Genomic DNA, 23,273 nt, shown 5'->3' with positions numbered 1-23,273 from the left:
GGGACGCGATGAGCCGGCTGCTGCCCCTGCCGGTGGTGATGCCGCTGCTCGGCGCGGCGCTGACCCTGCTGCTGGCCGCCCGGCCCCGGCTCCAACGCGCGGTCAGTGTGCTCTGCCTGAGCGGCACCCTCGTCGTGGCGCTCCTGCTGCTGGTGCAGGCGTACCGGTACGGGCCGGTGGTGATGGCGATCGGCGGCTGGCCGGCGCCGGTCGGCATCGTCCTGGTCGCCGACCAGCTCGCCGCGCTGATGCTGGTGGTCTCCTCGTCGGTCATCCTCTGCGTGCTGCTGTACTCGATCGGCCAGGGCCGCAGCGAGATCGGCGAGACCACACCGGTGGTCATCTTCCACCCGACGTACCTGGTGCTCACCGCCGGCGTCACCAACGCGTTCCTCGCCGGTGACCTGTTCAACCTCTTCGTCGGTTTCGAGATCCTGCTGGCCGCCAGCTTCGTGCTGATCACCCTGGGCGGCACCGAGATCCGCATCCGTACCGGGTCGACGTACGTGGTGGTCAGCATCCTCTCCTCGATGATCTTCCTGGCCGGGGTGGGCCTGGTGTACGCGGCCACCGGCACACTCAACCTGGCCCAACTGGCTCAGCGCCTCGACGACCTGCCCGCCAACGTCCGGCTGACCCTGGAACTGATGCTGCTGCTCGCGTTCGCCATCAAGGCGGCGGTCTTCCCGCTCTCGGCCTGGCTGCCGGACAGTTACCCCACGGCGCCGGCTCCGGTCACCGCGGTCTTCGCGGGGCTGCTCACCAAGGTGGGCGTCTACGCGATCATCCGCACCGAGACGCTGCTCTTTCCGGGTGGGCAGGCCGACGAGCTGCTCATGGTCGTCGCCGGACTCACCATGGTGGTCGGCATCCTCGGCGCGGTGGCCCAGTCGGACATGAAGCGGCTCTTCTCGTTCACCCTGGTCAGCCACATCGGTTACATGATCTTCGGGGTGGCGTTGAGCACCGTCGCCGGGCTCGCCGGCGCGATCTTCTACGTGGTGCACCACATCACCATCCAGACCACGCTGTTCCTGGTCGCCGGGCTGGTCGAGGAACGGGCCGGCAGCACCGACCTGCGCCGCCTCGGCGGGCTGGCCCGGATCGCGCCGCTGCTCGGCGTGCTGTTCTTCGTCCCGGCGATGAACCTCGCCGGCGTGCCACCGTTCTCCGGCTTCCTCGGCAAGCTCGGCCTGCTCCAGGCCGGGGTGGCGGCCGGCGGGCCGCTGCCCTTGGTGCTCGTCGCGGCGGGCACGCTGACCAGCCTGCTCACCCTCTACGTGGCCTCCCGGGTGTGGAACATCGCCTTCTGGCGGTCGCCCCGGTTGGCCACCACCGAGCCGGCCGTCCGGCTGCCCACGCTGATGGTCGGGGCCACCATGGCCCTGGTCGCGTTCGGGTTGGCGCTGACCGTGCTGGCCGGTCCGCTCTTCGACGTCACCGTCGACGCGGCCACCGACCTGCGCTCGCGCACCCCGTACGTACGGGCCGTCCTGCCGGGCGGCACACCGTGACCGCCCCGCGCGGAACGGTCCCGGGCGGCGCCGACGAGCCGGCCGCGCCACGGCGGCACGGGCTCGGACGCTGGCGGGACCAGGCGCTGGCGTTCGGCTGGCTGGTGGCGGTCTGGTGCCTGCTCTGGGGCGACATCAACTGGGCGAACCTGGCCGGAGGCTTGCTGGTGGGCGGCGCGGTGCTGCTGTTCTTCCCGCTGCCGGCGGTCACCTTCGCCGGGCGGCTGCGCCCCCGGGCGCTGCTGGTGTTCGCGTTCCGGTTCGGCACCGAACTGGTCGGCGCGAGCCTGCACGTGGCCCGGATCGCGGTGCAGCCCGGCTACCGCCCACGCGGGGCGATCATCGGGGTGCGGCTGCGGGTGCCCACCGACCTGAACCTGGCGCTCACCGCGGAGGCGGTCTCGCTGGTGCCCGGCACGTTGATCCTCGAGGTGGACCGGGGTTCCGGAACGCTCTACCTGCACGTGCTGGACACCCATGGGCCGGCGGAGCTGACCCTCGCCCGGGAGCGCACCCTCGCCGTCGAGCGGCGGATCGTCCGGGCGGTGGGCTCCGCCGCCGAACTGCGCCGCGTCGAGACCGATGCCGTCGAGAAGGGAACCCTCCCGTGATCACGTTCCTGGCCGTCGTTCTCACCGCCCTGCTCTCGGTGACCGCGTTGCTCGCGCTGACCCGGCTCTACCGGGGCCCGTCGTTGCTGGACCGGGTGATCGCCGCGGACATGCTGCTCGCCACCATGGTCGGCGCGGTCGGCGCCGAGGCGGCGGTCAACCGGCACGCCACGACGCTGCCCGTCCTGGTCGTGCTGTCCCTGCTCGGCTTCATCGGCTCGGTGTCGCTGGTCCGCTTCGCCGTTCGGGAGCAGGCATGATCGGGACGATCGCGGACTGGCTCGGCGCCGGTTGTCTGGTGGCCGGCGCGCTGCTCGGCCTGGCCGCCGCGATCGGCGTGCTCCGCTTTCCGGACGCCCTGTCCCGGATGCACGCGGCCACCAAACCGCAGGTGCTCGGGGTGCTCCTGCTGCTGCTCGGCATCATGCTGAGGCTGCGGTCGCCGGCGGACCTCGGCATGATCATGCTGGTGGCGGTCTTCCAACTGGCCACCGCGCCCGTCGCGGCACAGATGATCGGCCGCGCCGCGTACCGGGCCGGCCGGCTGGACCGGGACCTGCTCGACGCGGATGAGCTGGCCGAACGCGGGCCGGGCCGGGGGCCGGCGGGGCCGGGGTGACGGCTTGGGCCACCGCTGTTGAACCGGACGATCGGCGCCTTCGGCCCACCCTCAGCGGAGTCCCAGCCAGCGCCGGTAAAATGAAGGCATGATCGACTCTTCTGCCCAGGAGGGCAGCAGTAGCCAGCCGGGTCGTGCCCGGCATATCCCCGTTCCGACGACCCCGGGAGCCCTGAGCGACCCGTGTTGATCGTCGTCGGTCTCCTTCTGATCATCGTGCTCACCGCCGCCACCGGCTACTTCGTGGCGCAGGAGTTCGGCTATGTCGCCGTCGACCGGGGCAAGCTGCGCCAGCTCGCCGATGACGGCGACGCGGCTGCCGCCCGGGCCCTGACCGTCACCAGCCGGCTCTCCTTCATGCTCTCCGGCGCGCAGCTCGGCATCACCGTCACCGCGCTGCTGGTCGGCTACGTCGCCGAGCCGTACCTCGGTGGCGGCCTCGCCGACCTGCTCGGCGTCGCCGGCGTCGGCGAGGCGGTCAGCCTGCCGCTGTCGGTGGCGCTGGCGCTGGTCATCGCCACCGTGGTCCAGATGGTCCTCGGTGAGCTGGCCCCGAAGAACCTGGCCATCGCCCGGGCCGAGCCGCTGGCCCGGGCACTGAGCCGGTCCACCCTGGCGTACCTCACCGTCGCCGGGCCCGTGATCCGGCTCTTCGACCGGGCGTCGGTGCGGCTGCTCCGTCGGGTCGGCATCGAGCCGATCGAGGAGCTGCCCAGCGGCGCCACGCCGGCCGACCTGGAACAGATCATCGCCGAGTCCCGCGAGGAGGGCAGCCTGGACGCGGAGATGTCCACGCTGCTCGACCGGGGGCTGGATTTCCGCGAGCTGACCGCCGGCGAGGCCATGGTGCCCCGGGTTGACGTGCACACCCTACGGGCGCACGAGCCGGTGAGCCGGGTGGTCGAGCTGCTGGACACCGGTCACTCCCGGTTCCCGGTGCGCGGCGCGGAGGGCGTCGACGACCTGATCGGCATCGTCGGCATCGCCGACGTGCTCGGCGTACCCCCGGGGGAGAGGGCCACCACCCCGGTGAGCGCGGTGGCCGGGCCGCCGCTGCTGGTGCCGGAGACGTTGCCGTTGCCCACGGTGCTCGACCGGCTGCGGTCCGGGCACCGACAGATGGCCTGCGTGGTCGACGAGTACGGCGGCTTCGCCGGCGTGATCACGCTGGAGGACATCGCCGAGGAACTGGTCGGCCCGATCCGGGACGAGGACGACCCGCCGGAGCGCGCACCCGCCCGGCAGGACGACGGGTCCTGGGTGGTGCCGGCCCGCTGGCGGATCGACGAGGTCGCCGACAGCACCGGCATCGCGCTGCCCGAGGCCCCGGAGTACGACACCCTCTCCGGGTTGGTCATGCGGGAGCTGGGCCGGGTGCCGGAGGTCGGCGACCGACTGGAGATCAGCCTGCTGCCCGACGGAGCCGACGCCGAGGACGGCGAGGCCGAACCCCGGGCGCTGGTCGAGGTGCTGGCCGTCGACCGGCACGTGGCCGACTCGGTGCGCTTGCGGCTGACCGACCCGGGCGACCGGCGCGAGGTGTCCCGATGAGTCCGGGGATCGCGCTGTTCAGCTCGGTGATCCTGCTGGCGCTGAACGGGTTCTTCGTGGCCGCCGAGTTCGCCCTGGTGGCCAGCAAGCGGTACCGCCTGGAGCAGGCGGCGGCCAACGGTGGCCGAGCGGCTCGGGCGGCGCTGGACGGCGTCCGCGAGTTGTCGCTGATGCTGGCCGGGGCGCAGCTCGGCATCACCCTCTGCACCCTGGGGCTCGGTGCGCTGGCTGAGCCGGCGATCGAGCACCTGCTCAGTCCGCTGCTGCACGCGGTGGGGCTGCCGGACGCGGCCGGCCACCTGATCGCCCTGGTCTTCGCCCTCGGGTTGGTCACCTTCCTGCACCTGGTGGTGGGGGAGATGGCGCCGAAGTCGTGGGCGATCACCGACGCGGAGCGCTCGGCGACGCTGCTCGCGCTGCCGTTCCGTGCCTTCGCCCGGGTGTCCCGGCCGGTGCTCTCCGCGCTGAACGCGCTGGCCAACGCGATCCTGCGGCTGTTCGGTGTCAACCAGCAGGATCAGCTGGCCCAGGTGCACGGCCCGGACGAGCTGCGGATCCTGCTGGAGCAGTCACGCGAGCACGGGCTGCTCGGCGCCGAGCAGCACCAACTGCTGACCAGCATGCTGGAGTTGCAGGGCACGTCGGTGGCGCAGGTGATGGAGCCGTTCGCCACCATGGTCACCGTCCGCCGGGGCGACCCGGCCGAGCGGATCGAGCAGGTCAGCCGGGACAGCGGCCGGTCCCGGCTGGCGGTGCTGGACGCGGCGGGTGACGTCTGCGGCCTGGTGCACGTGCGGGAGGCGGTGCGGGTGGTCACCACCGGTCGCGTCGCCACCGCCGGTGAGCTGATGACGCCCGCGTTCACGCTGCCCGCGACGTCCTCGGTCACCGAGGCGGTGGCCGCGATGCGGGCCCGGCAGTCCCAGCTCGCGCTGGTGCGCAACGGCGGTGGCCCGGCCCGGCCGATCGGCTTCGTCGCCCTGGAGGACCTGCTGGAGGAGGTCATCGGCGAGTTCGACGACGAGACCGACACGGTGCCGCGCGGGAGGCGGTTGCGATGAACCGGAGGTGTGGTTTCTCTTCGCGGAAGTAGAGGTGACCGGCCGCGATGAACCGGAGGGATGGTCCCTCTTCCCGGAAGTCGGGGTGACCAGGTGCGATGAACCGGAGGGGTGGTTTCTCTTCGCGGAAGCCGGGGTGACCAGGCGCGGGGTCCGCGACAGTTGAGGTGGCCTCGTCGGGGCTGGGGTGGCTGGGGGCGTGGCCTGACAGGGGGCGCGGTGCGGCTGACGGGGGTGTCCCGGGAGTCCGGCTGGACCGGGCTGTCCGTGCAGACCACACTTCCCAACCCGAGTACCCGTCCGGGCCTGCGCCTGCCGGGCCGCGTGACGTTGACGGCGGGGCCGGACGACGTACTGGTGCGGCACATCCGGCTCGGCCTGGTCACCACGGTCGAGCCGGATGATCCGGCCGCCGCCCGGCGCCTGGTGCAGTTTTTTCAGCTGCCGATCGCCGGCCGGTTCGTCGTACCGGCCGGTCGGCGTCGGGCGGTCGACTTCGCGCTGCCGTTGCCGTGGGAGACCCCGGTGACCATCTTCGGCGGGGTGCCGCTGCTGAGCCTGCGGATGGGGCTGCGTACCGAGGTCTCCGTCGACCCGGAGCTGGATCAGGGGGCGATGGTGCCGGTCTTCGTGCACCCGATTCCCACTCAGCAGCACGTGCTGGCGGCGTTCGAGACGCTGGGTTTCATGATCCGCCAGGCCGGTCTGCAGGAGGGTGCGCTGCCGGGGGTGGCGCACACCCTGCCGCTGCACCAGCGGTGGGGGTACTGGGTGGCGCCGCTCTACGCCGGCCCGATCACCGAGCTGGAGGTGATCTTCGTGACCAACTCGGCGGGCCTGGAGGCGATCTTCTGGATGGACCGCCGGCTGGCGCTGGCCGGGATCACCCATCAGAGCATCAGCCGGTTCCGGATCTGGCATGCGGACGCCGACCGGCGGGACTGGATCGCCACCGTGGACGGCTGGCTGCGCCAGGCGATCAACCGGCACGCCGCGGCGGCGGCACACGCCGACTGGTCCGCGCGGCTCGACGAGTCCGCCCACGTCAGCCGCCACCCCGACGAGCCGGTCCGGCCCGGCTACGGCCTCGGCGGCACCGCCGGTAATGCCGGAGTCGGTGGCGGCGGCTCCGGCGGCGACGGCACCTAGCGGGGCCTGTGCCCGTCAACGGTGTTAATAGGGGCCCCCTCCTCTACCGCAGGCGTTAACAGGGGGCCCTTCCTTACACCGAGGCGGTGGCCAGTTTGAGGCTGAAGGCGAGGAAGAGCGCGGCGACGGCGGTGGTGCCGCCGGCGGCGAGGCGGCGACGCTGGCGGAACTGCGTGGCCAGGAAGGTGCCCGCGAAGATCAACGCGGTCAGGTAGATCGCGCTGGTCACCTGGGCGATCAGCCCGAGCAGCAGGAAGGACAGCGCCGGCCAGGCGTAGCCGGGGTCGACGAACTGGATGAAGAACGAGATGAAGAACAGGATCGCCTTCGGGTTCAGCAGGCTGATCACCAGCGCCTTGCGGAACGGGCTGCGCATCGCCGCCGGCTCCGCGGCGTCGATGAGCCGCGGCGTGCTCGGGTCGTTGCGGTCGCGCCAGCGCCGCCAGGCGCCGCGCAGCATGGTCACCCCGACATAACCGAGGTACGCGGCACCGGCGTACTTGATCACCAGGAACAGCGGTGGGTACGCCTTGAGCACCGACGCCACCCCGGCGGCGGAGAGGAACATCAGCACCCCGTCGCCGACGAACACCCCGCCGGCCGCGCGGTAACCGGCCGCCACTCCCCGCTTGGCGGCGGTGGAGAGCACGAAGAGTGAGTTCGGCCCGGGCAGCAGGATGATGGCCACGGTGCCCAGCACGTACGTCCAGATGTCGGTGATCCCCAGCACGCCCGCCATCATCACGCCACGGGTGCCGTCCGGAGAAGCCTTTCCCGCAGCCTGACCTGTGCGTTCGGCCACTCGTCGGTAAGCATGGAGTAGAGCGCCGAGTTCCGCCAACTTCCGTCGGCGCGTATGCGGTTGGCCCGCAGGGTGCCCTCCCGGGTGGCGCCGAGTCGCTCGATCGCCCGCTGCGAGCGCTCGTTGAGCGTGCTGGTCTGCCAGGTGACCCGGGTCGCATCCAGTTCCCCGAAGGCTCGGGTGAGCAGCAGCAGCTTGGCCTCGGTGTTGATCCCGGTGCGCCACCACCGCCGGCCGAGTTGGGTGTAGCCGATCTCCAGAGTTCGCAGCTCCTCGTCCGGCTGGTAGTAGGAGGTGGTGCCGACCACCGTGCCGGTGGCCGCGCAGCGCTGCACCCACGGCACCCGCACGCCCCGCTGGTGAGCCTCCAGCGCGGCGCCGATGTAGCCGGTCATCTCGGCCACGCTCGTCGGTCGCGGGCTGCCGATGTGGCGCCACACCTCGGGGTCGTCGAGTGCGGCGTACAGGCCCTCGGCGTGGCTCGGGTCCAGGGGCTCCAGCAGCACGTGCTCGCCGCGCAGCACCACCGGTTCCAGCCAGGTCGACCGGTTCGGCCGCAGGTACGCCGGCAGCGGCGCGGTGACCCCGGCGTCCGGCTCCGGCAGCCCGGCGGTCAGCCGCAGCGGCAGCACCCCGGCCCAGTGCGGCAGGTGCAGGTCGGCCTCGTCCTCGCGCACCCCACCGGTGCGGGCCCGGACCGACACCTCGCGCAGTGGCAGCGCCAGCACGGCGGTCTCGGCCAGCTCCCGCCGGTTGGGCGGGCGGCTGGCCGCGCTGCGTCCCGCGCCGACCTTCTCCACCAGTGCGGTGAGCATGGCGGTCTTCTCCCGCTCGTCGGTGACCAGTCGGGCGGTGCCCAGCGCGACCACCGAGCGGTAGTTGGCGCTGTGGTGGAACTGGGAGCGGGCGTAGACCAGCCCGTCGAGCAGGGTCACCGTGACGCAGACCGGCAGTCCGTCGCCCCGGGCGGCGAGCAGTGGCCGGCTGCCGGTGGAGCCGTGCAGGTAGAGCGTGTCGCCGATGCGTACGTGCAGGGTGGGCAGCACCCGCGGCTGGCCGTCGACGGTGAACCCGAGCGCGCAGTGGTACGCCTCGTCGAGCACGGCGTGCGCGGCGGCCCGGTCGTAGCTCATCCGGTCCCGGGAACGGCTGGGGATGGTCCGGGCGGTGGGTGGGTACATGCTCGCCCCTTTGTTCTAGTACAATCTCCTGTTTGTGTCAGCACGCTATCAGTTCGCCGGGGCGACGGCCGTCGCGATTTCGGCCAGCATCGAGTCGGGCATCCGCACGGGGGGCCTGCCGCCAGGTGCCGCCCTGCCACCGGTCCGGGTGCTCGCCGTTGAACTGGGCGTCAGCCCGGCCACGGTCGCCCGCGCCTACCAGGAGTTGCGCCAGCGCGGCCTGCTCGCCACCGCCGGTCGGCACGGCACCCGGGTCCGCCCCCGCCCGCCGGTGGCCGCCCGCCGCTCCGCGCTGCGTCCGGCGTCGTTGCCCGGGGCCCGTGACCTGTCCCGGGGTGAGCCCGACCCCCGGCTGCTGCCCGCCCTCGGCCCGCACCTGGCGGCGCTGGCCGCCGAAACCGGCCCGCCGGTCGGCTACTCCGACGCCGGCGTGCTGCCCGAGTTGGCCGCGGCGGCCCGTGCCCGGCTGAGCGCCGACGGTGTGCCGGCCGGGGAGCTCACCCTCACCGGCGGCGCGCTGGACGGCATCGAGCGGCTGCTCGGCGCCCACCTGCGTCCCGGCGACGCGGTCGCGGTGGAGGATCCGGGCTGGGCCAACCTGCTCGACCTGGTCGCCGCGCTGGGGCTGCGCCCGATCGGCGTACCGCTCGACGACGAAGGGCCGCTGGTGGCCGGGGTGGCCGCCGCGTTGGCCGCCGGCGCGCGGGCGCTGGTCGTCACCAGCCGGGCGCAGAACCCGACCGGCGCGGCCGTCTCCGCCGCCCGGGCCGAGGCGCTGCGGGCGCTGCTCGCCGGCCGGCGCGACCTGCTGCTCATCGAGGACGACCACGCCGCCGAGCTGGCCCGCGTACCGCTGCACCCGCTGGCCGGCGCGACCGCGAGCTGGGCCTTCCTCCGTTCGGTGAGCAAACCCTTCGGCCCCGACCTGCGGCTGGCCGTGCTGACCGGTGACGAGACCACGGTGGCTCGGGTGACCGGCCGGACGCGGGTCGGCGCGGGCTGGGTCTCCACCGTGCTCCAGCGACTGGTGCTCGCGCTGTGGCGCGACCCGGCGGTCGCCGAGGTGGTGGAGCGGGCGACGGAGAGTTACGAGCAGCGGCGTGCGGGGCTGCTGGCCGCGCTGGCGGAGCACGGCCTGGCCGCGCACGGCCGCAGCGGCATCAACGTCTGGCTGCCGGTGGCGGACGAGACCAGCGCGGTCACCGCGTTGCGCGACGCCGGCTGGTCGGTGGCCCCCGGAGCCCTCTACCGGATCGCCGCCCCGCCCGCGCTGCGCATCACCGTCAGCCCTCTCACCATTCCGGACCTGGTTCCCCTGGCCGCCGCCCTGGCCCGCGCCGCCCATCCCGCCCCACCACCGGGCTTCTCCACCTGACCCAACGGAGTTGGGCGCGGCTGTCGCCGCCGGGCCTGCGCGGTTGGGTAGGGCAGAAAGCGCGCTATCGCGACGATTCACAGCGGTTGGGGTGGGTATGCGGGCCGCCGGAGGTGGAAGACATGGCTTCAGGTGGCTCGCGCAAGGGGCTCTGGATCGCGGTGGCGGTGGTGATCATCATCATCGTGATCGTGCTGATCGCGATCGCGTCCGGTGGTGACGGCGGCAACGGGTACTGACGCGGCCCGGCCGACGGTGCTGGCGCTCCACCATGGCGTACCCGGCATCGGGCGGCGAACGGGTATATAACAGTCGGCATGGCCGAGCAGACCGGGAGCGCCCCGGGCGCCCAGCGGTTCATCCCGCCGGGCGCGGACACCATCGACGAGCTGCGCGCCGCCTCGGGTGGCTGTCAGGGGTGCGAGCTGTACCGGGACGCCACGCAGACGGTCTTCGGCCGGGGCGACGAGAGCGCCCGGGTGGTCCTGGTCGGCGAACAGCCCGGCGACATGGAGGACCAGAAGGGGCTGCCCTTCGTCGGTCCCGCCGGGCGGCTGTTGCGCAAGGCCGCCGACGACGCCGCGCTCGACTCCTCGCAGATCTATCTGACCAACGCGGTCAAGCACTTCCGCTTCGAGTTGCGCGGCAAGCGGCGTATCCACCAGACCCCCGACCGGGTGCACATCACCGCGTGCCGGCCGTGGTTGGTCGCCGAGTTCGCCCGGCTGCGCCCGGAGATCGTGGTGGTGCTCGGCGCGACAGCAGCCAAGGCGCTGCTCGGCCCGTCCTTCCGGGTCACCCGCCAGCGGGGCGAGCTGCTGCCCTGGCCCGCGTCGGCCCAGCACGCGGAGGACTTCCAGCGGGTGCCGGTGGACAACGCCGGAAAGCGGGCCGACGCGCCCGAGGCCCGCCTGCTCGCCACCATCCACCCGTCCGCGGTGCTGCGCGCCGACGATCAGGACAAGGCGTACGAGGGGCTGGTCGCCGACCTCACCGTCGCCTCCCGCGCCCTGTCCGGCTGACACCGCCCCGCCCTGACACCGCGGCGCCGGAGGGACGAGCGTCGGCTCGGCCGACAGCGAAACCCACTGCCGCTGGTCGGCACGGGTGCGCGAGGATGGGGCACCCCCATCCTAAGGAGCGCCGATGGCCACCGACCTGACCGCGCCGCGTACCGTCCGGCCCGACGTCGCGCCGATCCAGCGCCGTACCCTGCGGCTGCTCTTCACCACCCAGATCATCGGCGGCGTCGGCGTGACCATCGGCATCGCCGTCGGTGCCCTGCTCGCCGCCCGGATCGCCGGCACGGCGGTGGCCGGGCTGGCGCAGAGCGCCGGTGTGGTGGGCGCGGCGCTGCTCGCCGTCCCGGTCACCCGGATCATGGCGCGGCACGGCCGGCGGCCGGGTCTGGTGATGGCGTACGTGGTCGGCGCCGTCGGCGGCGTGCTGGTGGTGCTGGCCGCGGCCACCCGCTGGGTGCCGCTGCTCTTCCTCGGCATGCTGCTCTTCGGCGGAGGCACCGCCGCGAACCTCCAGGCCCGCTACACGGCGGTGGACCTCGCCGAGCCGGCCCGCCGGGGCCGGCAGCTCTCCCTGATCGTGTGGGCAACCACCATCGGCGCGGTGGCCGCGCCGAACTTCGCCGCGCTGGCCGACCGGGTCACCACCGGCTGGGGGCTGCCGCCGCTGGCCGGCCCGTTCGCGTTCAGCGCGGTCGCGTTCGTGCTGGCTGGCGGCGTACTCCTCGGGTTGCTCCGGCCCGACCCGCTGCTCACCGCGCGCCGTCTCGCGGCGGCCGACGCGCCGCCCGCCGAAGTGCCGGCTGCGGCCGCCGCGCCGGTCGGGGTGCGCGCGCCGCGCGGCGCCGGGATGCGGGCGGCCTGGTCGGTGGTACGCGGACGGCCCGCCGCCCGGCTCGGCATCGCGGCGGTGGCGGTCGGCCACCTGGTGATGGTGGCGGTGATGTCGATGACCCCGGTCCGGCTCGGTGAGTCGCACGCCGACGCCGACGTGCTGCGGCTCGTCGGCATCGTGCTGAGCCTGCACATCGCCGGCATGTACGCGTTCTCCCCGCTGGTCGGCTGGCTCACCGACCGGCTCGGCCGGCGGGTGGTGATCCTCGGCGGGGTGGCGCTGCTGCTGGCCGCGTGCGCGGTTGCCGGCACCGCCGGGCACCACACGCCCCGGCTCTCGGTGGGGCTGGTCCTGCTCGGGCTGGGTTGGTCGGGGACGATGGTGGCCGGCTCGACGCTGCTCTCCGAGTCGGTGCCGGGCGGCGTGCGGCCGAGCGTCCAGGGGCTGTCCGACCTGACCATGGGGCTGGCCGGGGCCGGCGCCGCCATGGTCAGCGGGTTTGTCATGCAGGTGGCCGGCTATCCGGTGCTCACCCTGCTCGCGGCGGTCGCGACGGTGCCCCTGGTGGCGCTAGCGTTGCGGCCGGTGCCGACCGGGGCACCGGACGAGGAGGGCTGATCACGTGCGGCTGACCGACTTCTGGGCGCGGCTGGAGGAGGCCTTCGGCCCCGGCTACGCGGCCAGCATCGCCCGCGACCAGGTGCTGTCCCAGCTCGATGGACGCACCATCGAGCAGGCGCTGGCGTCGGGGGAGCAGACGCACGTGGTGTGGCGGGCGGTCTGCGCCGCGTATCCCGACCGCGTGCCCGCGCGACTACGCTGAGCAGCCTTTTCGCGGCTTCCGCGTGTCGCTTGTCGAGTCGTACACCTGTTCGGCTATTGTCCACAGCGGGGTGCTCGTCCACAGCTCGCGGCCCGTCGGCTGGTTTTCTGTCGGACCCAGCGCCTAGCGTGTCCGCGTGACGCGAAGCTCAGCAAAGACGCCGGCGAAGGCAGGGGTGGCAACCATGGCAGCAGGGCCTGACCGGGAGAAGGCACTCGACCTTGCTCTCGCTCAGATCGACAAGCAATTCGGCAAGGGCTCGGTGATGCGGCTGGGGGAGCGGCCCGTCATCCAGACCGCCGTGATCCCGACCGGTTCCATCGCGCTCGACGTGGCACTCGGTGTGGGTGGTCTGCCACGTGGCCGAGTGGTCGAGATCTACGGTCCCGAGTCCAGCGGTAAGACCACGGTGGCGCTGCACGCGGTGGCCAGTGCCCAGCGGGCTGGCGGCATCGCGGCCTTCATCGACGCGGAGCACGCGCTCGACCCGGAGTACGCGAAGGCCCTCGGGGTCGACACCGACGCGATGCTCGTCTCCCAGCCGGACACCGGCGAGCAGGCGCTGGAGATCGCGGACATGCTGATCCGCTCCGGCGCGATCGACGTCATCGTGATCGACTCGGTGGCGGCCCTGGTGCCGCGCGCCGAGATCGAGGGCGAGATGGGCGACAGCCACGTGGGTCTCCAGGCACGGCTGATGAGCCAGGCGCTGCGGAAGATCACCGGTGTGCTCAGCAACACCGGCACCACGGCGATCTTCATCAACCAGCTCCGGGAAAAGATCGGCGTGATGTTCGGCAGCCCGGAGACCACGACCGGTGGCCGGGCGCTGAAGTTCTACGCGTCGGTCCGGCTCGACGTGCGCCGCATCGAGAGCCTCAAGGACGGCACCGACGTGGTCGGTAACCGCACCCGGGTCAAGGTCGTGAAGAACAAGGTCGCCGCGCCGTTCAAGCAGGCCGAGTTCGACATCATGTACGGCAAGGGCATCTCGCGCGAGGGCTCGCTGATCGACGTCGGCGTGGAGCAGGCGATCATCCGCAAGTCCGGCGCCTGGTACACGTACGACGGCGACCAGCTCGGCCAGGGCAAGGAGAAGGCCCGGGAGTTCCTGAAGGAAAACCCGGACGTGGCAGCCGAGATCGAGAAGAAGATCCTGGAGAAGCTCGGCGTCGGGGTCGGCGCGAGTGACGCCGCCGGTGGCCCGGAGCTGCCGCCGGTCGACTTCTGACCGGTCGCTGACCCGTGGCAGGACGACGCGCTCGTACGGGGCGGGGCTGGGATGCCAGTCCGCCCCGTACGGGCGACGCCAGCGATCCACCCCGTCCCCGGCGGGGTCGCCGTGGCCGGTCCGGGGAGGCCGACGCGGCCGAGTCCCCGTCACCACCTCGCGACGAGTCGGAGGTGGCCCGCGAGATCTGCCTGCGCCAGCTCGCCGTCCGGCCACGCACCCGGGCCGAGCTGGCCGGGGCGCTGGCCAAGCGGGGCATCTCCGAGCAGGTCTCGGCCGAGGTGCTCGACCGGTACGACGAGGTCGGCATCATCGACGACGCCGCGTTCGCACGGGCCTGGGTCTCCAGTCGGCACTCCGGGCGGGGTCTGGCCCGGCGGGCGCTCGCCAACGAGCTGCGCCAGAAGGGCGTGGACGGCGAGGTGGCCACCGAGGCGCTTGGCGAGTTGGACGAGGAGACCGAGGCGGAGACCGCCCGCGCGCTGGTGGAGCGGAAGCTGCGCACCGCCCGTGGTGAGCCCGACGCGGTCTTCCGGCGGCTGGTGGGCATGTTGGCCCGCAAGGGTTACCCGCCGGGCGTGGCGATCCGGGCGGTGAAGGACGCGATCGCCGCGCAGAGCGCCGAGGCGGCCGAGTTCGCCGAGCAGATCGACGCCGACGCGCTCGCCGACGCTGAGGGCGAGTTGGAGCGGGACAACCACCCGGGCGGGTGAGCGGCCGGGTGGATGCCCGGGGCCGACCCGCCGCGCCACTCGGCGGATGTCCGCAATTGGACGGATGGGTCACACCGCCGGGCCGGCCTGGACGGCCGAGTGTCATCCAGTGGGCGCTTGGGCCGGGTTGAGCAGGGCGGACACGCTCACTGACCGAGCCCACTCACGGAGTTTGTCCGCCCGTGTCCGGCTCGACATCAGCACGTGGTGATGTGGCGGCTTCTCTCCGTTCGGGGGGTTTGATCATGAGTTCTTGACCAGACCGCCTCCGGAGACCTAGCCTCGCCATACAGGCTCACATTGCCCGACCAAGCGCAGGCTAAGCGCACAACATAGATCGCGTAACAGAACAGCATCACTTTGGCCAGCGCAACCGGCCATTCATCGCAGCTCCGGGCAGGCCGGTCCGGAGCCGGCGCGACAACTGCACCCGGCCGCCGACGATGCCCGCGGGCACCGCCGGCGGAGAGAGCTACCCACGGCCAGTCGCTCCGGTCGGGCGTCCAGAGCCGCAGGAGCGTGCCCTCGGCACGGTCGCTGCGGCGCCGACGTATCCAGGGGGAGGCGGCCATGGCGGGGCGGCACAAGTTCACCGGCGGTCCGCACGAGGTCCCGGCATGAGCACCTTCGACATGGCGCTCCTCGCCGCCGTACTGGTCCTGACCGTGGTGGTGGTCGGCGCGGTGCTCTTCGGCGTCCGGACGCTGCGCCGGGTCGGCGCGGCCCCGGTGCCGGAGGATCCGGCGTTCATCGCCGAGAAGGACCGCCAGGAGCAGTCGCTGGCCGCCCTGCGCAGCGCGGCCGACCACGCCAACAGCACGATCGACGTGGCGAAGTCCGCGGCGTCGGCCGCCCGGGCCGAGGCCGCGGCGGCGAAGGCAGAGGCGAAGGCGGCCCGGGCCGAGGCCCGCCGGGTGCTCGACGACGCCCGCGCGGAGGCCGACACGGTGCTGGAGCGGGCGCACAAGCAGGCCGAGGCGGACGCTGAGCAGTTGCGCACCACGGCCCGTCGGAGCGGCGAGCGGGAGGTGGCGGTGCTCGCCGCCACCACCCGGGAGCAGGCGGCCGAGGTGGAGCGCCGGGCGGCCCGGATGGACGAGCGCGAGCGGCTGCACACCGAGGAGGTGGAGCGGTTCGCCGAGCGGGAGCGGCAGCTCACCGGGGCCCGCGCCGCACTGGCCGCCCGGGAGGCCGAGCTCACCCGACGGGAAGCCGAGCTCACCGAGGCGGAGGAGCTGCGCCGCCGGGAGCTGGAGCGGGTGGCCGGGCTCACCGCCGAGGCGGCCCGGCTGGAGCTGATCGAGGCGATCGAGACGCAGGCCAAGCGGGAGGCGGCGCTGCTGGTGCGGGACATCGAGTCCGACGCCCGCAGCACCGCCGAGCAGCGGGCCCGGCACATCGTGGTCGACGCGATCCAGCGGGTGGCGAGTGAGCAGACCGCGGAGAGCGTGGTCAGCGTCCTGCACCTGCCCGGCGACGAGATGAAGGGGCGCATCATCGGCCGGGAGGGGCGCAACATCCGCGCCTTCGAGTCGGTGACCGGGGTCAACCTGATCATCGACGACACCCCGGAGGCGGTGCTGCTCTCCTGCTTCGACCCGGTACGCCGGGAGGTCGGCCGGCTAACCCTGGAGAAGCTGGTGCTGGACGGGCGGATCCACCCGCACCGGATCGAGGAGGTCTACGACCTGGCCCGGCACGAGGTGGAGGAGCTCTGCCACCGGGCCGCCGAGGACGCCCTTGTCGAGGTCGGCATCACCGAGATCCACCCCGAGCTGGTCACCCTGCTGGGCCGGCTGCGCTACCGCACCTCGTACGGGCAGAACGTGCTCAAGCACCTCGTCGAGACCGCGCACATCGCCGGCCTCATGGCCGCCGAGCTGCGGCTGGACGTGCCCACCATCAAACGGTCGGCGTTCCTGCACGACATCGGCAAGGCGCTCACCCACGAGGTGGAGGGCAGCCACGCCATCATCGGCGCCGACCTGGCCCGCAAGTACGGCGAGCACGAGGACGTGGTGCACGCCATCGAGGCGCACCACAACGAGGTGCCCCCGCAGACCATCGAGGCCGTCCTCACCCAGGCCTCCGACGCCTGCTCCGGCGGTCGGCCGGGCGCGCGCCGGGAGAGCCTGGAGGCGTACGTCAAGCGGCTCGAGCGGATCGAGGAGATCGCGGCCAGCAAGCTCGGCGTCGACAAGGTCTTCGCCATGCAGGCCGGCCGGGAGATCCGGGTGATGGTCAAGCCGGACGACGTGGACGACATCGGGGCGGCTGTGCTGGCCCGGGACGTGGCCAAGCAGATCGAGGAGGAGCTGACCTACCCGGGTCAGATCCGGGTCACCGTGGTCCGCGAGTCCCGGGTCACCGAGATCGCCCGCTAGTCCGCGACACCGGCAGCTCGGCCTGCTCCGCGGGCGGATCGTACGGCGAGTGCGGTGCAGACCACCGCGACGGCCAGGCAGAGGAACGCGATCGGGTTGACGTTCGAGGGAACGAGATCCGCCGTGGTGCCGTCGTTGTAGCGACAAAGGTGTCTCAGCGGCAGCCAGTCGGTGCTGGTCGGCGTCGACGCCAACGGCTTCGCGGAGCAGTACTCGCTGGTGGCCCGGAGGTCGATGAAGTGGCCCGCCCACACTCCGTGCAGGTAGACGATGACGGCGCCGGCCGGCGCCACCACTGTCCCGACGACGAACTGGGCGACGGTGTTCATTGGTGAGAGTTTGCCCTGTTCACGGAGCGAAGTGAGAGGGCCAACCCGGACTCCGGGCTGGCCCTCTCACGGTGAGCTGAGTCTCAGATGCCCCCGCCGCCCTCGGCCTGGGACATCAGTGCCGCGGGCGGCGGATTCTGTGCCGGGGTGTTCGCGGTCTTGCGGCCCTGGGCGAGCCGGCGCTGGACGTACTGCGCGAGCTTCGACAGCGAGTAGTTCACCACGATGAAGAGAACGGCGATCACGACGTAGACCTGGATGGGGTTACCCAGTGCGCCGATGATCTGCTTGCCGATGTTCAGGGTCTCCTCGTAGCTGATGATGAAGCCGAGTGAGGTGTCCTTGAGCACTACCACCAGCTGACTGATCAGCGCCGGCAGCATGATCCGGAATGCCTGCGGCAGAAGGATCATCCGGGTGGTCTGTGCCGGGGACAGCCCGATGGCGGCGGCGGCCTCCGCCTGGCCGCCAGGTAGTCCCTCCATGCCGGAGCGGAGGATCTCGGCGATCACCACCGAGTTGTAGATGGTCAGGCCAATGACCAGATACCAGAGGTTGTCGAAGGCGATGCCGAACTCGGGAAAGCCACGGGCCACGAAGAAGATGGTGATCACGACCGGCAGGCCGCGGAACACTTCGACGCAGACCCGGGTGATCGCCGACAGCAGCGTGCTCAGCCCCCGCAGCAGGTACGCCAGCGGCGTGGCGAGCCCGGTGAACTTGCGACGGGTCAGGCTCTTGAGCTGGATCCGCAGCACCGCCAGCAGCGTGCCGACCACCAGCGAGGCCACGATGGCCATCGCCGCCGCCATCAGGGTGTTCTTGAAGCCGAGGCCGATCCGCTCCCATACCAGGGAGAAGTTCTCGTTGGAGGGGTCGACCAGCGGACCCCACAACTCCATCGACAACTGGCCCTTTTCGTCCAGGGGCCGGTAGATCAGGAAGTACGCCCCGACGAGCAGGACCAGCCCGGCGACGATGCTGCTGATCAGCGTGATCCGCCGCTGCCGGGGCCCGGGGACGTCGTAGAGGACGCTGGTCTGCTGACTCATCGGGCCACCGCCTGTCGCTTCTCGATCCGGTCCAGCAGGGTGCCGAGCGGCACGGTCATGATCAGGTAACCGATCGAGATGCCGATGGCGACCGGGACGAAGGCGTAGCCCTCGGCCCCGGTGAGCTGGTCGGCCGTGGCCGACAGGTCGCCGACCACCCCGAAGAAGCCGGCCAGCGCCGAGTTCTTGATCATCGCGATGATCACCGAGCCGAGCGGCACCACCGAGGCCTGCCAGGACTGCGGCAGCACCACGTAGCGCAGGTTCTGCCCGAAGGTCAGACCCAGCGATCGCGCCGCCTCCGCCTGGCCGGCGGGCACCGCGTTGACCCCGGACCGCAGCGCCTCACAGACGAACGCGGCCGTGTACAGCACCAGAGCGATCAGCGCGAACCGGAAGTACGGCAGGTCCGTGCCGAGCCGGGTGAACAACGAGTCGATCACCGGGATGCGGAGGAAGTCCGCGTTGGATCCGAGCGCCGGCAGACCGAACGCGGCGAAGAACATCACCACGGTCAACGGCATGTTGCGGAAGACGTTGACGTAGCTGGTGCCCACCGCGCGTAGCGGCGGCACCGGCGAGATGCGGAGCACCGCCACGATGGCACCCAGGATGAGGGCGCCGATCGCGGCGAGTATGCAGATCTGGAGGGTGAGCCAGAAACCACCCGCAAAGACGTCGAACTTGTCGATGAGTACGTTCACGGGTCGGTGTTCCTTCCACCCTCCAGATCGAAGGTTCAGATCAGTAGCGGTTGATGGTGGGCGCCGAGCCCAGTTCCGCGCCGAACTTGCCGGCGGTGTCGTCCCAGGCCTTCTTCCAGCTACCGTCGGCGACCGCCTTGTCCAGCGTGTCGTTGATGAAGCTGCGGAAGTCCGCGTCGTCCTTCTTCACGCCGATGCCGTACGGCTCCTTGGTGAAGTTGGAGCCGGCCAGCTTGAAGGACGCCTCGTCCTTGGCGATGTAGCCGAGCAGGATCACGTTGTCCGTGGTCACGGCGTCGACCTGGCCGCCCTTGAGGGCGTCACGGCACTTGTCGTAGGTGTCGAAGAGCACCAGCTGGGTGCCGACGTCCTTGACGTGCTTCTTGATCTCCTCGGCCGGGGTGGAGCCGGTGACCGAGCAGACCTTCTTGGTGCCGTCCTTGAACGAGTCCGGACCGGTGATCGTCGTGTCGGCCTTCTTCACCATGATGTTCTGGCCGGCCTCGTAGTACGGCCCGGCGAAGGCAATGCGCTCCTTGCGCTTGTCGTTGATCGTGTAGGTCGCGGCGACCAGGTCGACCGTGCCGTTGACGATCACGTCCTCGCGGACCTTCGAGGGGGCCTCGACCCACTCGATCTTGTCCTCGGGGATGCCGAGCTCCTTGACGATGATCTTCGCGACCTCGACGTCGAAGCCCTCCGGCTTGCCCGACAGGCCCTTCTGACCGAAGCCCGGCTGGTCGAACTTGGTGCCGACCTTGATCTTCTGGGCCTTGTTCAGCTTCTCCATGGTGCTGCCGGCGGCGAAGGACTTGCTGCCGGCGCCGGTGCCTTCCCCGCCGTCGTCGCCGCCACAGGCGGTCAGGCCGAGCGCCAGAGCGGCGACCGCGGCAACTGCCGCAACGCGCGTGATACGCATACACTTCTCCTTCTTCAACGGGGCCCGCCGGTGGCCGGCGTGCTCCACTACGGACGCCTAGTGCGTGAGGATCTTGGAGAGGAAGTCCCGGGCGCGCTCGCTGCGCGGGTTGGCGAAGAACTCCGCCGGTGGGGCGTCCTCGACCAGTTGGCCGTCGGCCATGAAGATGACCCGGTTCGCGGCGTGCCGCGCGAAGCCCATCTCGTGGGTGACCACGACCATCGTCATGCCGTCGCGGGCCAGCGAGGTCATCACGTCCAGCACCTCGCCGACCATCTCCGGGTCCAGGGCGCTGGTCGGCTCGTCGAAGAGCATCGCTTTGGGCTGCATGGCCAGTGCCCGGGCGATGGCCACCCGCTGCTGCTGGCCGCCGGAGAGCTGGGCTGGGAACTTGTCCGCCTGGTTGGCGATGCCGACCCGGTCGAGCAGAGCCAGGCCGCGCTCGCGGGCAGCGGCCGGCTTCTCCTTGCGGACCTTGACCGGGCCGAGGGTGACGTTCTCCAGGATGGTCTTGTGGGCGAAGAGGTTGAAGGACTGGAAGACCATCCCGACCTCACTGCGCAGCTTGGCGAGGGGCTTGCCCTCGGCCGGCAGCGGCTGGCCGTCGAACGTGATGGTGCCGGAGTTGATTGGTTCCAGTCGGTTGATGGCGCGGCACAGCGTCGACTTGCCGGAGCCGGACGGGCCGATCACCACGACCACCTCGCCCCGGCCCACCGACAGCGAGACGTCGTCCAGCACGTGCAGCGGCCCGAACCACTTGTTGACCGCGTCCAGCACGATGAGCGGTTCGCCCGTCGTCACGTCGTCCACCGTCCCTGTCGTCTCCCCGATAGGGGTCGGTTGACCCCCGGTGCGGCCACTGTAGGCGGCGTGATGTGGCGGAACGCAACCTGGCGGGTCACGGAGCGGTAACACCGGTCGGGTTCGTCGCGACGAGTCCGATTCCGGTCACCGTGCGAGCCCCATCGGTGGCGTCGACGGCGGGTTACCGAGACCATGGGGGGATGACTGAACCGGTACGCCTGACCCGGTACGCCCGCGGCGGCGGCTGCGCCTGCAAGATCCCCCCGGGCGAGCTGGAGATCATGGTGGCCGGTCTCGGGCCGGCCACCGGCACCGCGGAGCTGCTGGTCGGGTTGGACCACGGTGACGACGCGGCGGTGGTCCGTCTGGATGAGCGGACCGGCCTGGTGAGCACCGCCGACTTCTTCACGCCGGTCGTCGACGACGCGTACGACTGGGGTCGGATCGCCGCGGCCAACGCGCTCTCCGACGTGTACGCGATGGGCGGCGTCCCGCTGGTCGCGCTCAACCTGCTCTGCTGGCCGCGCGACGTGCTGCCGCTGGAGCTGGCCCGCGAGGTGCTGCGGGGCGGTCAGGACGTGGCCCGGGAGGCCGGCTGCCACCTGGCCGGCGGGCACAGCGTGGACGACGACGGCCCGAAGTACGGCCTCGCGGTCACCGGCACCGTCCGGCCGGAGGAGCTGATCACCCTCGACGCGGGCCGCGCCGGGGTGCCGCTGTCGCTGACCAAGCCACTCGGGGTGGGTGTGCTGAACACCCGGCACAAGGCCACCGGCGAGATCTTCCCGGAGGCGGTGGCCACGATGAGCGCGCTCAACCGGGACGCCGCCCGGGCGGCGGTCGCCGCCGGCATCCGGTGTGGCACCGACGTGACCGGGTTCGGCCTGCTCGGGCACGCCTCGAAGCTGGCCCGTGCCAGCCGGCTGACGGTGGCGATCGACACCGCGCGGGTGCCCTACCTGCCCGGTGCGCGGGAGGCGCTGCGCGACGGGTACGTCAGCGGCGGCAGCCGGCGCAACCTGGACTGGGTCACCCCGTGGACCGACTTCGGCGCCGTAGGCGAGGACGAGCCGCTGCTGCTGGCCGACGCGCAGACCTCCGGCGGCCTGCTGGTCGCCGGTGAGCTGCCGGGGGCGCCCGTGGTGGGCGAGTTGCTGCCGCGCGGCGAGCACCTGGTCGTCCTGCGCTGACCGGCTGCCGGTGCGCGGTCGCCGGTTCGGAACGCGCGCCGCCGGTCGTGTGGGCGGGGCACCATACCCGATAAACTGTCACCTTCCCGCCACTCTGAGCATTGGCGGTCAGGGAAATTTTGCCCGGAATGGTCACAGACCGGTAACTTGCCCCCGGCTGAGGTCATATGCCCCCCACCATCGTCAGTAAGGCCCGATCCGGAGGCCGGTGGGACGAACGCAGCGAGGAGGCGGAATGACCGAGCTGTGGAACTGGAGAATCGACCGGGTACGACCCGTGGAGGTCTACCCGGCGCTGGCCGAGGCGCTCGGCCGTGTGGTGATGCCGCTGGCGGTGGCCGACCCGGCCCGGCTGCCGGCGTACGCGGTGGTCTGCGACGTCTGGCAGGCGCCGGGGGAGTTCGCGACGATCGTGGACTGCTACGGGGTGCCCGAGCGGCTTCCCGAGCACGCCAGCATCGCCGCCTTGGCCCGACTGCTCGACCGCAACTGCCTGCTGCGCGACGACACGCTCGACGCCGGCCGGCATCTGCTCGTCACACCGGACGGCACGGTCCGCCCGGTGCACTTCGACATCCGGGACACCGACGACGGCGAGGTGCTCAGCAGGCAGCGGCTCTGCACGTTGGCCGACCCGGGCTGCCGGGGTTGGTCGCAGTGCCACCGCTCACGCTGGGCGCCCGACACGGTCGCTCCGGCCCTCGCCGCGGCCTGACCCCGGTCGGCCCGGCTGGCCCGGTCCGCGGTGCCGCGCCGATCAGCTGGAGGTGGTGGCCGTCCGGTCGGCGGCGGCGGGCCCGGCTCCCCGGACCACGAGCTGGTCGAGCAGGGTGCGGGTGGCCTCGGTGACGGCGGCCACCGCGGCGTCGAACGCGGCGGCGTTGTGCGCGGCGGGCGCCCGGAAGCCCGAGATCTTCCGGACGTACTGCAACGCCGCCGCCTCGATGTCCGCGTCGGTCACCTGCGGGGTGAACGGCTCACGCAGGGTCTTGATGCTCCGGCACATGTGACACTCCTCATCTGTCGCTGTCGACACCCCGGCTGCCACCGGCGGTGCCGGCGGCCGCACCGACGGTGACATTGAGTCGATATTTGTCTATCCTGGTCACGGACCAGAGCCTTTCGAGCCATTGTCGCCGCTCGCGCTCCCGCGCCCCGGGCCCCCGGAGACTCATTGTGGACCATGCCCCCACCCGCCCATCCCGTCCAGCGCTCGACGATCTGACGCGTAGCCTGCACACCCCGCTGGAACGGATCGCCGTCGAGCATGCCGACCTGGTCGCGACGGTTCGGCAGCGCGTCCTTGCCGGTGAGTCGATGCCCTCGGGCGCCGTTCCCGTCGCCGCCTTCAACTCGTCCATCTGATCGATGGTCTGCCGGTGCGGCTCGTCCGGATCGGGCGGA

Annotated in this window: 25 protein-coding genes; 17 read left to right on the top strand and 8 right to left on the bottom strand. The window is 71.8% G+C overall.

The features are described 5' to 3' along the window. Nucleotides 1–8: 8 nt before the first annotated feature. The 7 genes from ABZU69_RS05530 (at nt 9) to ABZU69_RS05500 (ending at nt 6,505) form a co-directional block, all read left to right on the top strand. A complete protein-coding gene (locus ABZU69_RS05530) occupies nt 9–1,514 on the top strand; it encodes a Na+/H+ antiporter subunit D (RefSeq protein ID WP_354963197.1) in 1,506 nt (501 codons plus the stop codon). After that, on the top strand, nt 1,511–2,125 hold the full coding sequence (locus tag ABZU69_RS05525; protein ID WP_354963196.1) for a Na+/H+ antiporter subunit E: 615 nt from the start codon (nt 1,511–1,513) through the stop codon (nt 2,123–2,125). The genes ABZU69_RS05530 and ABZU69_RS05525 overlap by 4 nt, the downstream gene beginning before the upstream one ends. Continuing rightward, nucleotides 2,122–2,385, top strand: coding sequence for a monovalent cation/H+ antiporter complex subunit F (locus ABZU69_RS05520; RefSeq protein ID WP_354963195.1), 264 nt, complete (start codon nt 2,122–2,124; stop codon nt 2,383–2,385). Before ABZU69_RS05525 ends, ABZU69_RS05520 begins: the two co-directional genes overlap by 4 nt. Beyond that, complete coding sequence (gene mnhG, locus ABZU69_RS05515; RefSeq protein WP_354963194.1) at nt 2,382–2,744, top strand: monovalent cation/H(+) antiporter subunit G; 363 nt, start codon at nt 2,382–2,384, stop codon at nt 2,742–2,744. The genes ABZU69_RS05520 and mnhG overlap by 4 nt, the downstream gene beginning before the upstream one ends. 183 nt (nt 2,745–2,927) lie before the next feature. Then, a complete protein-coding gene (locus ABZU69_RS05510; protein WP_354963193.1) occupies nt 2,928–4,295 on the top strand; it encodes a hemolysin family protein in 1,368 nt (455 codons plus the stop codon). Further along, nucleotides 4,292–5,356 carry a hemolysin family protein gene (locus ABZU69_RS05505; RefSeq protein WP_354963192.1) on the top strand — a complete coding sequence of 355 codons (1,065 nt, stop codon included), beginning with the start codon at nt 4,292–4,294 and terminating at the stop codon, nt 5,354–5,356. The genes ABZU69_RS05510 and ABZU69_RS05505 overlap by 4 nt, the downstream gene beginning before the upstream one ends. Before the next feature lie 219 nt (nt 5,357–5,575). Then, entirely contained in the window at nt 5,576–6,505 is a 930-nt protein-coding gene (locus ABZU69_RS05500) for a sporulation protein (RefSeq protein WP_354963191.1), read from the top strand. 73 nt (nt 6,506–6,578) lie between these two features. Here ABZU69_RS05500 and leuE read toward each other — a convergent pair whose 3' ends face one another. Then, complete coding sequence (gene leuE / locus ABZU69_RS05495; RefSeq protein ID WP_089017168.1) at nt 6,579–7,247, bottom strand: leucine efflux protein LeuE; 669 nt, start codon at nt 7,245–7,247, stop codon at nt 6,579–6,581. After that, nucleotides 7,247–8,488, bottom strand: coding sequence for a bifunctional pyridoxamine 5'-phosphate oxidase family protein/GNAT family N-acetyltransferase (locus tag ABZU69_RS05490; protein WP_354963190.1), 1,242 nt, complete (start codon nt 8,486–8,488; stop codon nt 7,247–7,249). Before ABZU69_RS05490 ends, leuE begins: the two co-directional genes overlap by 1 nt. Nucleotides 8,489–8,522: 34 nt before the next feature. Between ABZU69_RS05490 and ABZU69_RS05485 the strand changes: the two genes are divergently transcribed. From ABZU69_RS05485 to rny, 7 genes are all read left to right on the top strand, one after another. Further along, nucleotides 8,523–9,863 (top strand): aminotransferase class I/II-fold pyridoxal phosphate-dependent enzyme, encoded by a 1,341-nt coding sequence (locus tag ABZU69_RS05485; protein WP_354963189.1) that lies wholly within the window; start codon nt 8,523–8,525, stop codon nt 9,861–9,863. A 317-nt stretch (nt 9,864–10,180) separates the two neighbouring features. Then, nucleotides 10,181–10,885, top strand: a complete 705-nt coding sequence (locus ABZU69_RS05480; RefSeq protein ID WP_354963188.1) for a UdgX family uracil-DNA binding protein — start codon at nt 10,181–10,183, stop codon at nt 10,883–10,885. A 124-nt stretch (nt 10,886–11,009) separates the two neighbouring features. Next, the gene (locus tag ABZU69_RS05475; RefSeq protein ID WP_354963187.1) at nt 11,010–12,335 is read left to right on the top strand and encodes an MFS transporter; all 1,326 of its coding nucleotides are present in this window, start codon (nt 11,010–11,012) and stop codon (nt 12,333–12,335) included. Between the two features lie 4 nt (nt 12,336–12,339). Continuing rightward, complete coding sequence (locus ABZU69_RS05470) at nt 12,340–12,540, top strand: DUF3046 domain-containing protein (RefSeq protein WP_074318010.1); 201 nt, start codon at nt 12,340–12,342, stop codon at nt 12,538–12,540. A 184-nt stretch (nt 12,541–12,724) separates the two neighbouring features. Next, the gene (gene recA / locus ABZU69_RS05465; RefSeq protein WP_354963186.1) at nt 12,725–13,771 is read left to right on the top strand and encodes a recombinase RecA; all 1,047 of its coding nucleotides are present in this window, start codon (nt 12,725–12,727) and stop codon (nt 13,769–13,771) included. A 14-nt stretch (nt 13,772–13,785) separates the two neighbouring features. Then, nucleotides 13,786–14,484 (top strand): regulatory protein RecX, encoded by a 699-nt coding sequence (locus ABZU69_RS05460; RefSeq protein ID WP_354963185.1) that lies wholly within the window; start codon nt 13,786–13,788, stop codon nt 14,482–14,484. A 617-nt stretch (nt 14,485–15,101) separates the two neighbouring features. Then, nucleotides 15,102–16,868: a ribonuclease Y gene (gene rny, locus ABZU69_RS05455; protein ID WP_354963184.1), complete on the top strand. Its 1,767-nt coding sequence runs from the start codon at nt 15,102–15,104 to the stop codon at nt 16,866–16,868. On the opposite strand, the gene ABZU69_RS05450 is transcribed toward rny, so the two are convergent. The 5 genes from ABZU69_RS05450 to ABZU69_RS05430 all read right to left on the bottom strand — a co-directional run bounded on the left by ABZU69_RS05450 (nt 16,865) and on the right by ABZU69_RS05430 (nt 20,685). Further along, nucleotides 16,865–17,197, bottom strand: coding sequence for a hypothetical protein (locus tag ABZU69_RS05450; protein WP_354963183.1), 333 nt, complete (start codon nt 17,195–17,197; stop codon nt 16,865–16,867). The genes rny and ABZU69_RS05450 overlap by 4 nt on opposite strands. Nucleotides 17,198–17,280: 83 nt before the next feature. Then, on the bottom strand, nt 17,281–18,249 hold the full coding sequence (locus ABZU69_RS05445) for an amino acid ABC transporter permease (protein WP_354963182.1): 969 nt from the start codon (nt 18,247–18,249) through the stop codon (nt 17,281–17,283). Continuing rightward, nucleotides 18,246–18,953 carry an amino acid ABC transporter permease gene (locus tag ABZU69_RS05440; protein ID WP_354963181.1) on the bottom strand — a complete coding sequence of 236 codons (708 nt, stop codon included), beginning with the start codon at nt 18,951–18,953 and terminating at the stop codon, nt 18,246–18,248. Before ABZU69_RS05440 ends, ABZU69_RS05445 begins: the two co-directional genes overlap by 4 nt. A 40-nt stretch (nt 18,954–18,993) precedes the next feature. Further along, nucleotides 18,994–19,872 (bottom strand): glutamate ABC transporter substrate-binding protein, encoded by an 879-nt coding sequence (locus ABZU69_RS05435; protein WP_354963180.1) that lies wholly within the window; start codon nt 19,870–19,872, stop codon nt 18,994–18,996. A 57-nt stretch (nt 19,873–19,929) separates the two neighbouring features. After that, nucleotides 19,930–20,685: an amino acid ABC transporter ATP-binding protein gene (locus ABZU69_RS05430; protein ID WP_354963179.1), complete on the bottom strand. Its 756-nt coding sequence runs from the start codon at nt 20,683–20,685 to the stop codon at nt 19,930–19,932. A gap of 194 nt (nt 20,686–20,879) precedes the next feature. Between ABZU69_RS05430 and selD the strand changes: the two genes are divergently transcribed. Further along, a complete protein-coding gene (gene selD, locus ABZU69_RS05425) occupies nt 20,880–21,869 on the top strand; it encodes a selenide, water dikinase SelD (RefSeq protein ID WP_354963178.1) in 990 nt (329 codons plus the stop codon). A gap of 235 nt (nt 21,870–22,104) precedes the next feature. Continuing rightward, nucleotides 22,105–22,584, top strand: coding sequence for a hypothetical protein (locus ABZU69_RS05420; RefSeq protein WP_354963177.1), 480 nt, complete (start codon nt 22,105–22,107; stop codon nt 22,582–22,584). 42 nt (nt 22,585–22,626) lie between these two features. Here the strand turns inward: ABZU69_RS05420 and ABZU69_RS05415 are convergent, their stop codons facing one another. Next, entirely contained in the window at nt 22,627–22,875 is a 249-nt protein-coding gene (locus ABZU69_RS05415) for a DUF2277 family protein (RefSeq protein WP_354963176.1), read from the bottom strand. A gap of 170 nt (nt 22,876–23,045) precedes the next feature. On the opposite strand from ABZU69_RS05415, the gene ABZU69_RS05410 reads away from it, so the two are divergent. After that, nucleotides 23,046–23,234 carry a hypothetical protein gene (locus ABZU69_RS05410; RefSeq protein WP_354963175.1) on the top strand — a complete coding sequence of 63 codons (189 nt, stop codon included), beginning with the start codon at nt 23,046–23,048 and terminating at the stop codon, nt 23,232–23,234. Nucleotides 23,235–23,273 lie beyond the last annotated feature (39 nt).

This window comes from Micromonospora sp. NPDC005206 (assembly GCF_040608175.1).
Classification (GTDB): Bacteria; Actinomycetota; Actinomycetes; order Mycobacteriales; family Micromonosporaceae; genus Micromonospora.
Note: the sequence above shows the minus strand (reverse complement) of the source record. Positions and strands in the feature narration are given on the sequence as shown.

Bases quoted from the DNA above. Each gene is read 5' to 3' on its own strand.
- ABZU69_RS05445 (WP_354963182.1), bottom strand. From the start codon at position 18,249: ATGAGTCAGCAGACCAGCGTCCTCTACGACGTCCCCGGGCCCCGGCAG.
- mnhG (WP_354963194.1), top strand. From the start codon at position 2,382: ATGATCGGGACGATCGCGGACTGGCTCGGCGCCGGTTGTCTGGTGGCC.
- ABZU69_RS05450 (WP_354963183.1), bottom strand. From the start codon at position 17,197: ATGAACACCGTCGCCCAGTTCGTCGTCGGGACAGTGGTGGCGCCGGCC.
- rny (WP_354963184.1), top strand. From the start codon at position 15,102: ATGAGCACCTTCGACATGGCGCTCCTCGCCGCCGTACTGGTCCTGACC.
- ABZU69_RS05435 (WP_354963180.1), bottom strand. From the start codon at position 19,872: ATGCGTATCACGCGCGTTGCGGCAGTTGCCGCGGTCGCCGCTCTGGCG.
- ABZU69_RS05475 (WP_354963187.1), top strand. From the start codon at position 11,010: ATGGCCACCGACCTGACCGCGCCGCGTACCGTCCGGCCCGACGTCGCG.
- ABZU69_RS05530 (WP_354963197.1), top strand. From the start codon at position 9: ATGAGCCGGCTGCTGCCCCTGCCGGTGGTGATGCCGCTGCTCGGCGCG.
- selD (WP_354963178.1), top strand. From the start codon at position 20,880: ATGACTGAACCGGTACGCCTGACCCGGTACGCCCGCGGCGGCGGCTGC.
- ABZU69_RS05415 (WP_354963176.1), bottom strand. From the start codon at position 22,875: ATGTGCCGGAGCATCAAGACCCTGCGTGAGCCGTTCACCCCGCAGGTG.
- ABZU69_RS05505 (WP_354963192.1), top strand. From the start codon at position 4,292: ATGAGTCCGGGGATCGCGCTGTTCAGCTCGGTGATCCTGCTGGCGCTG.
- leuE (WP_089017168.1), bottom strand. From the start codon at position 7,247: ATGATGGCGGGCGTGCTGGGGATCACCGACATCTGGACGTACGTGCTG.
- ABZU69_RS05490 (WP_354963190.1), bottom strand. From the start codon at position 8,488: ATGTACCCACCCACCGCCCGGACCATCCCCAGCCGTTCCCGGGACCGG.
- ABZU69_RS05420 (WP_354963177.1), top strand. From the start codon at position 22,105: ATGACCGAGCTGTGGAACTGGAGAATCGACCGGGTACGACCCGTGGAG.
- recA (WP_354963186.1), top strand. From the start codon at position 12,725: ATGGCAGCAGGGCCTGACCGGGAGAAGGCACTCGACCTTGCTCTCGCT.
- ABZU69_RS05480 (WP_354963188.1), top strand. From the start codon at position 10,181: ATGGCCGAGCAGACCGGGAGCGCCCCGGGCGCCCAGCGGTTCATCCCG.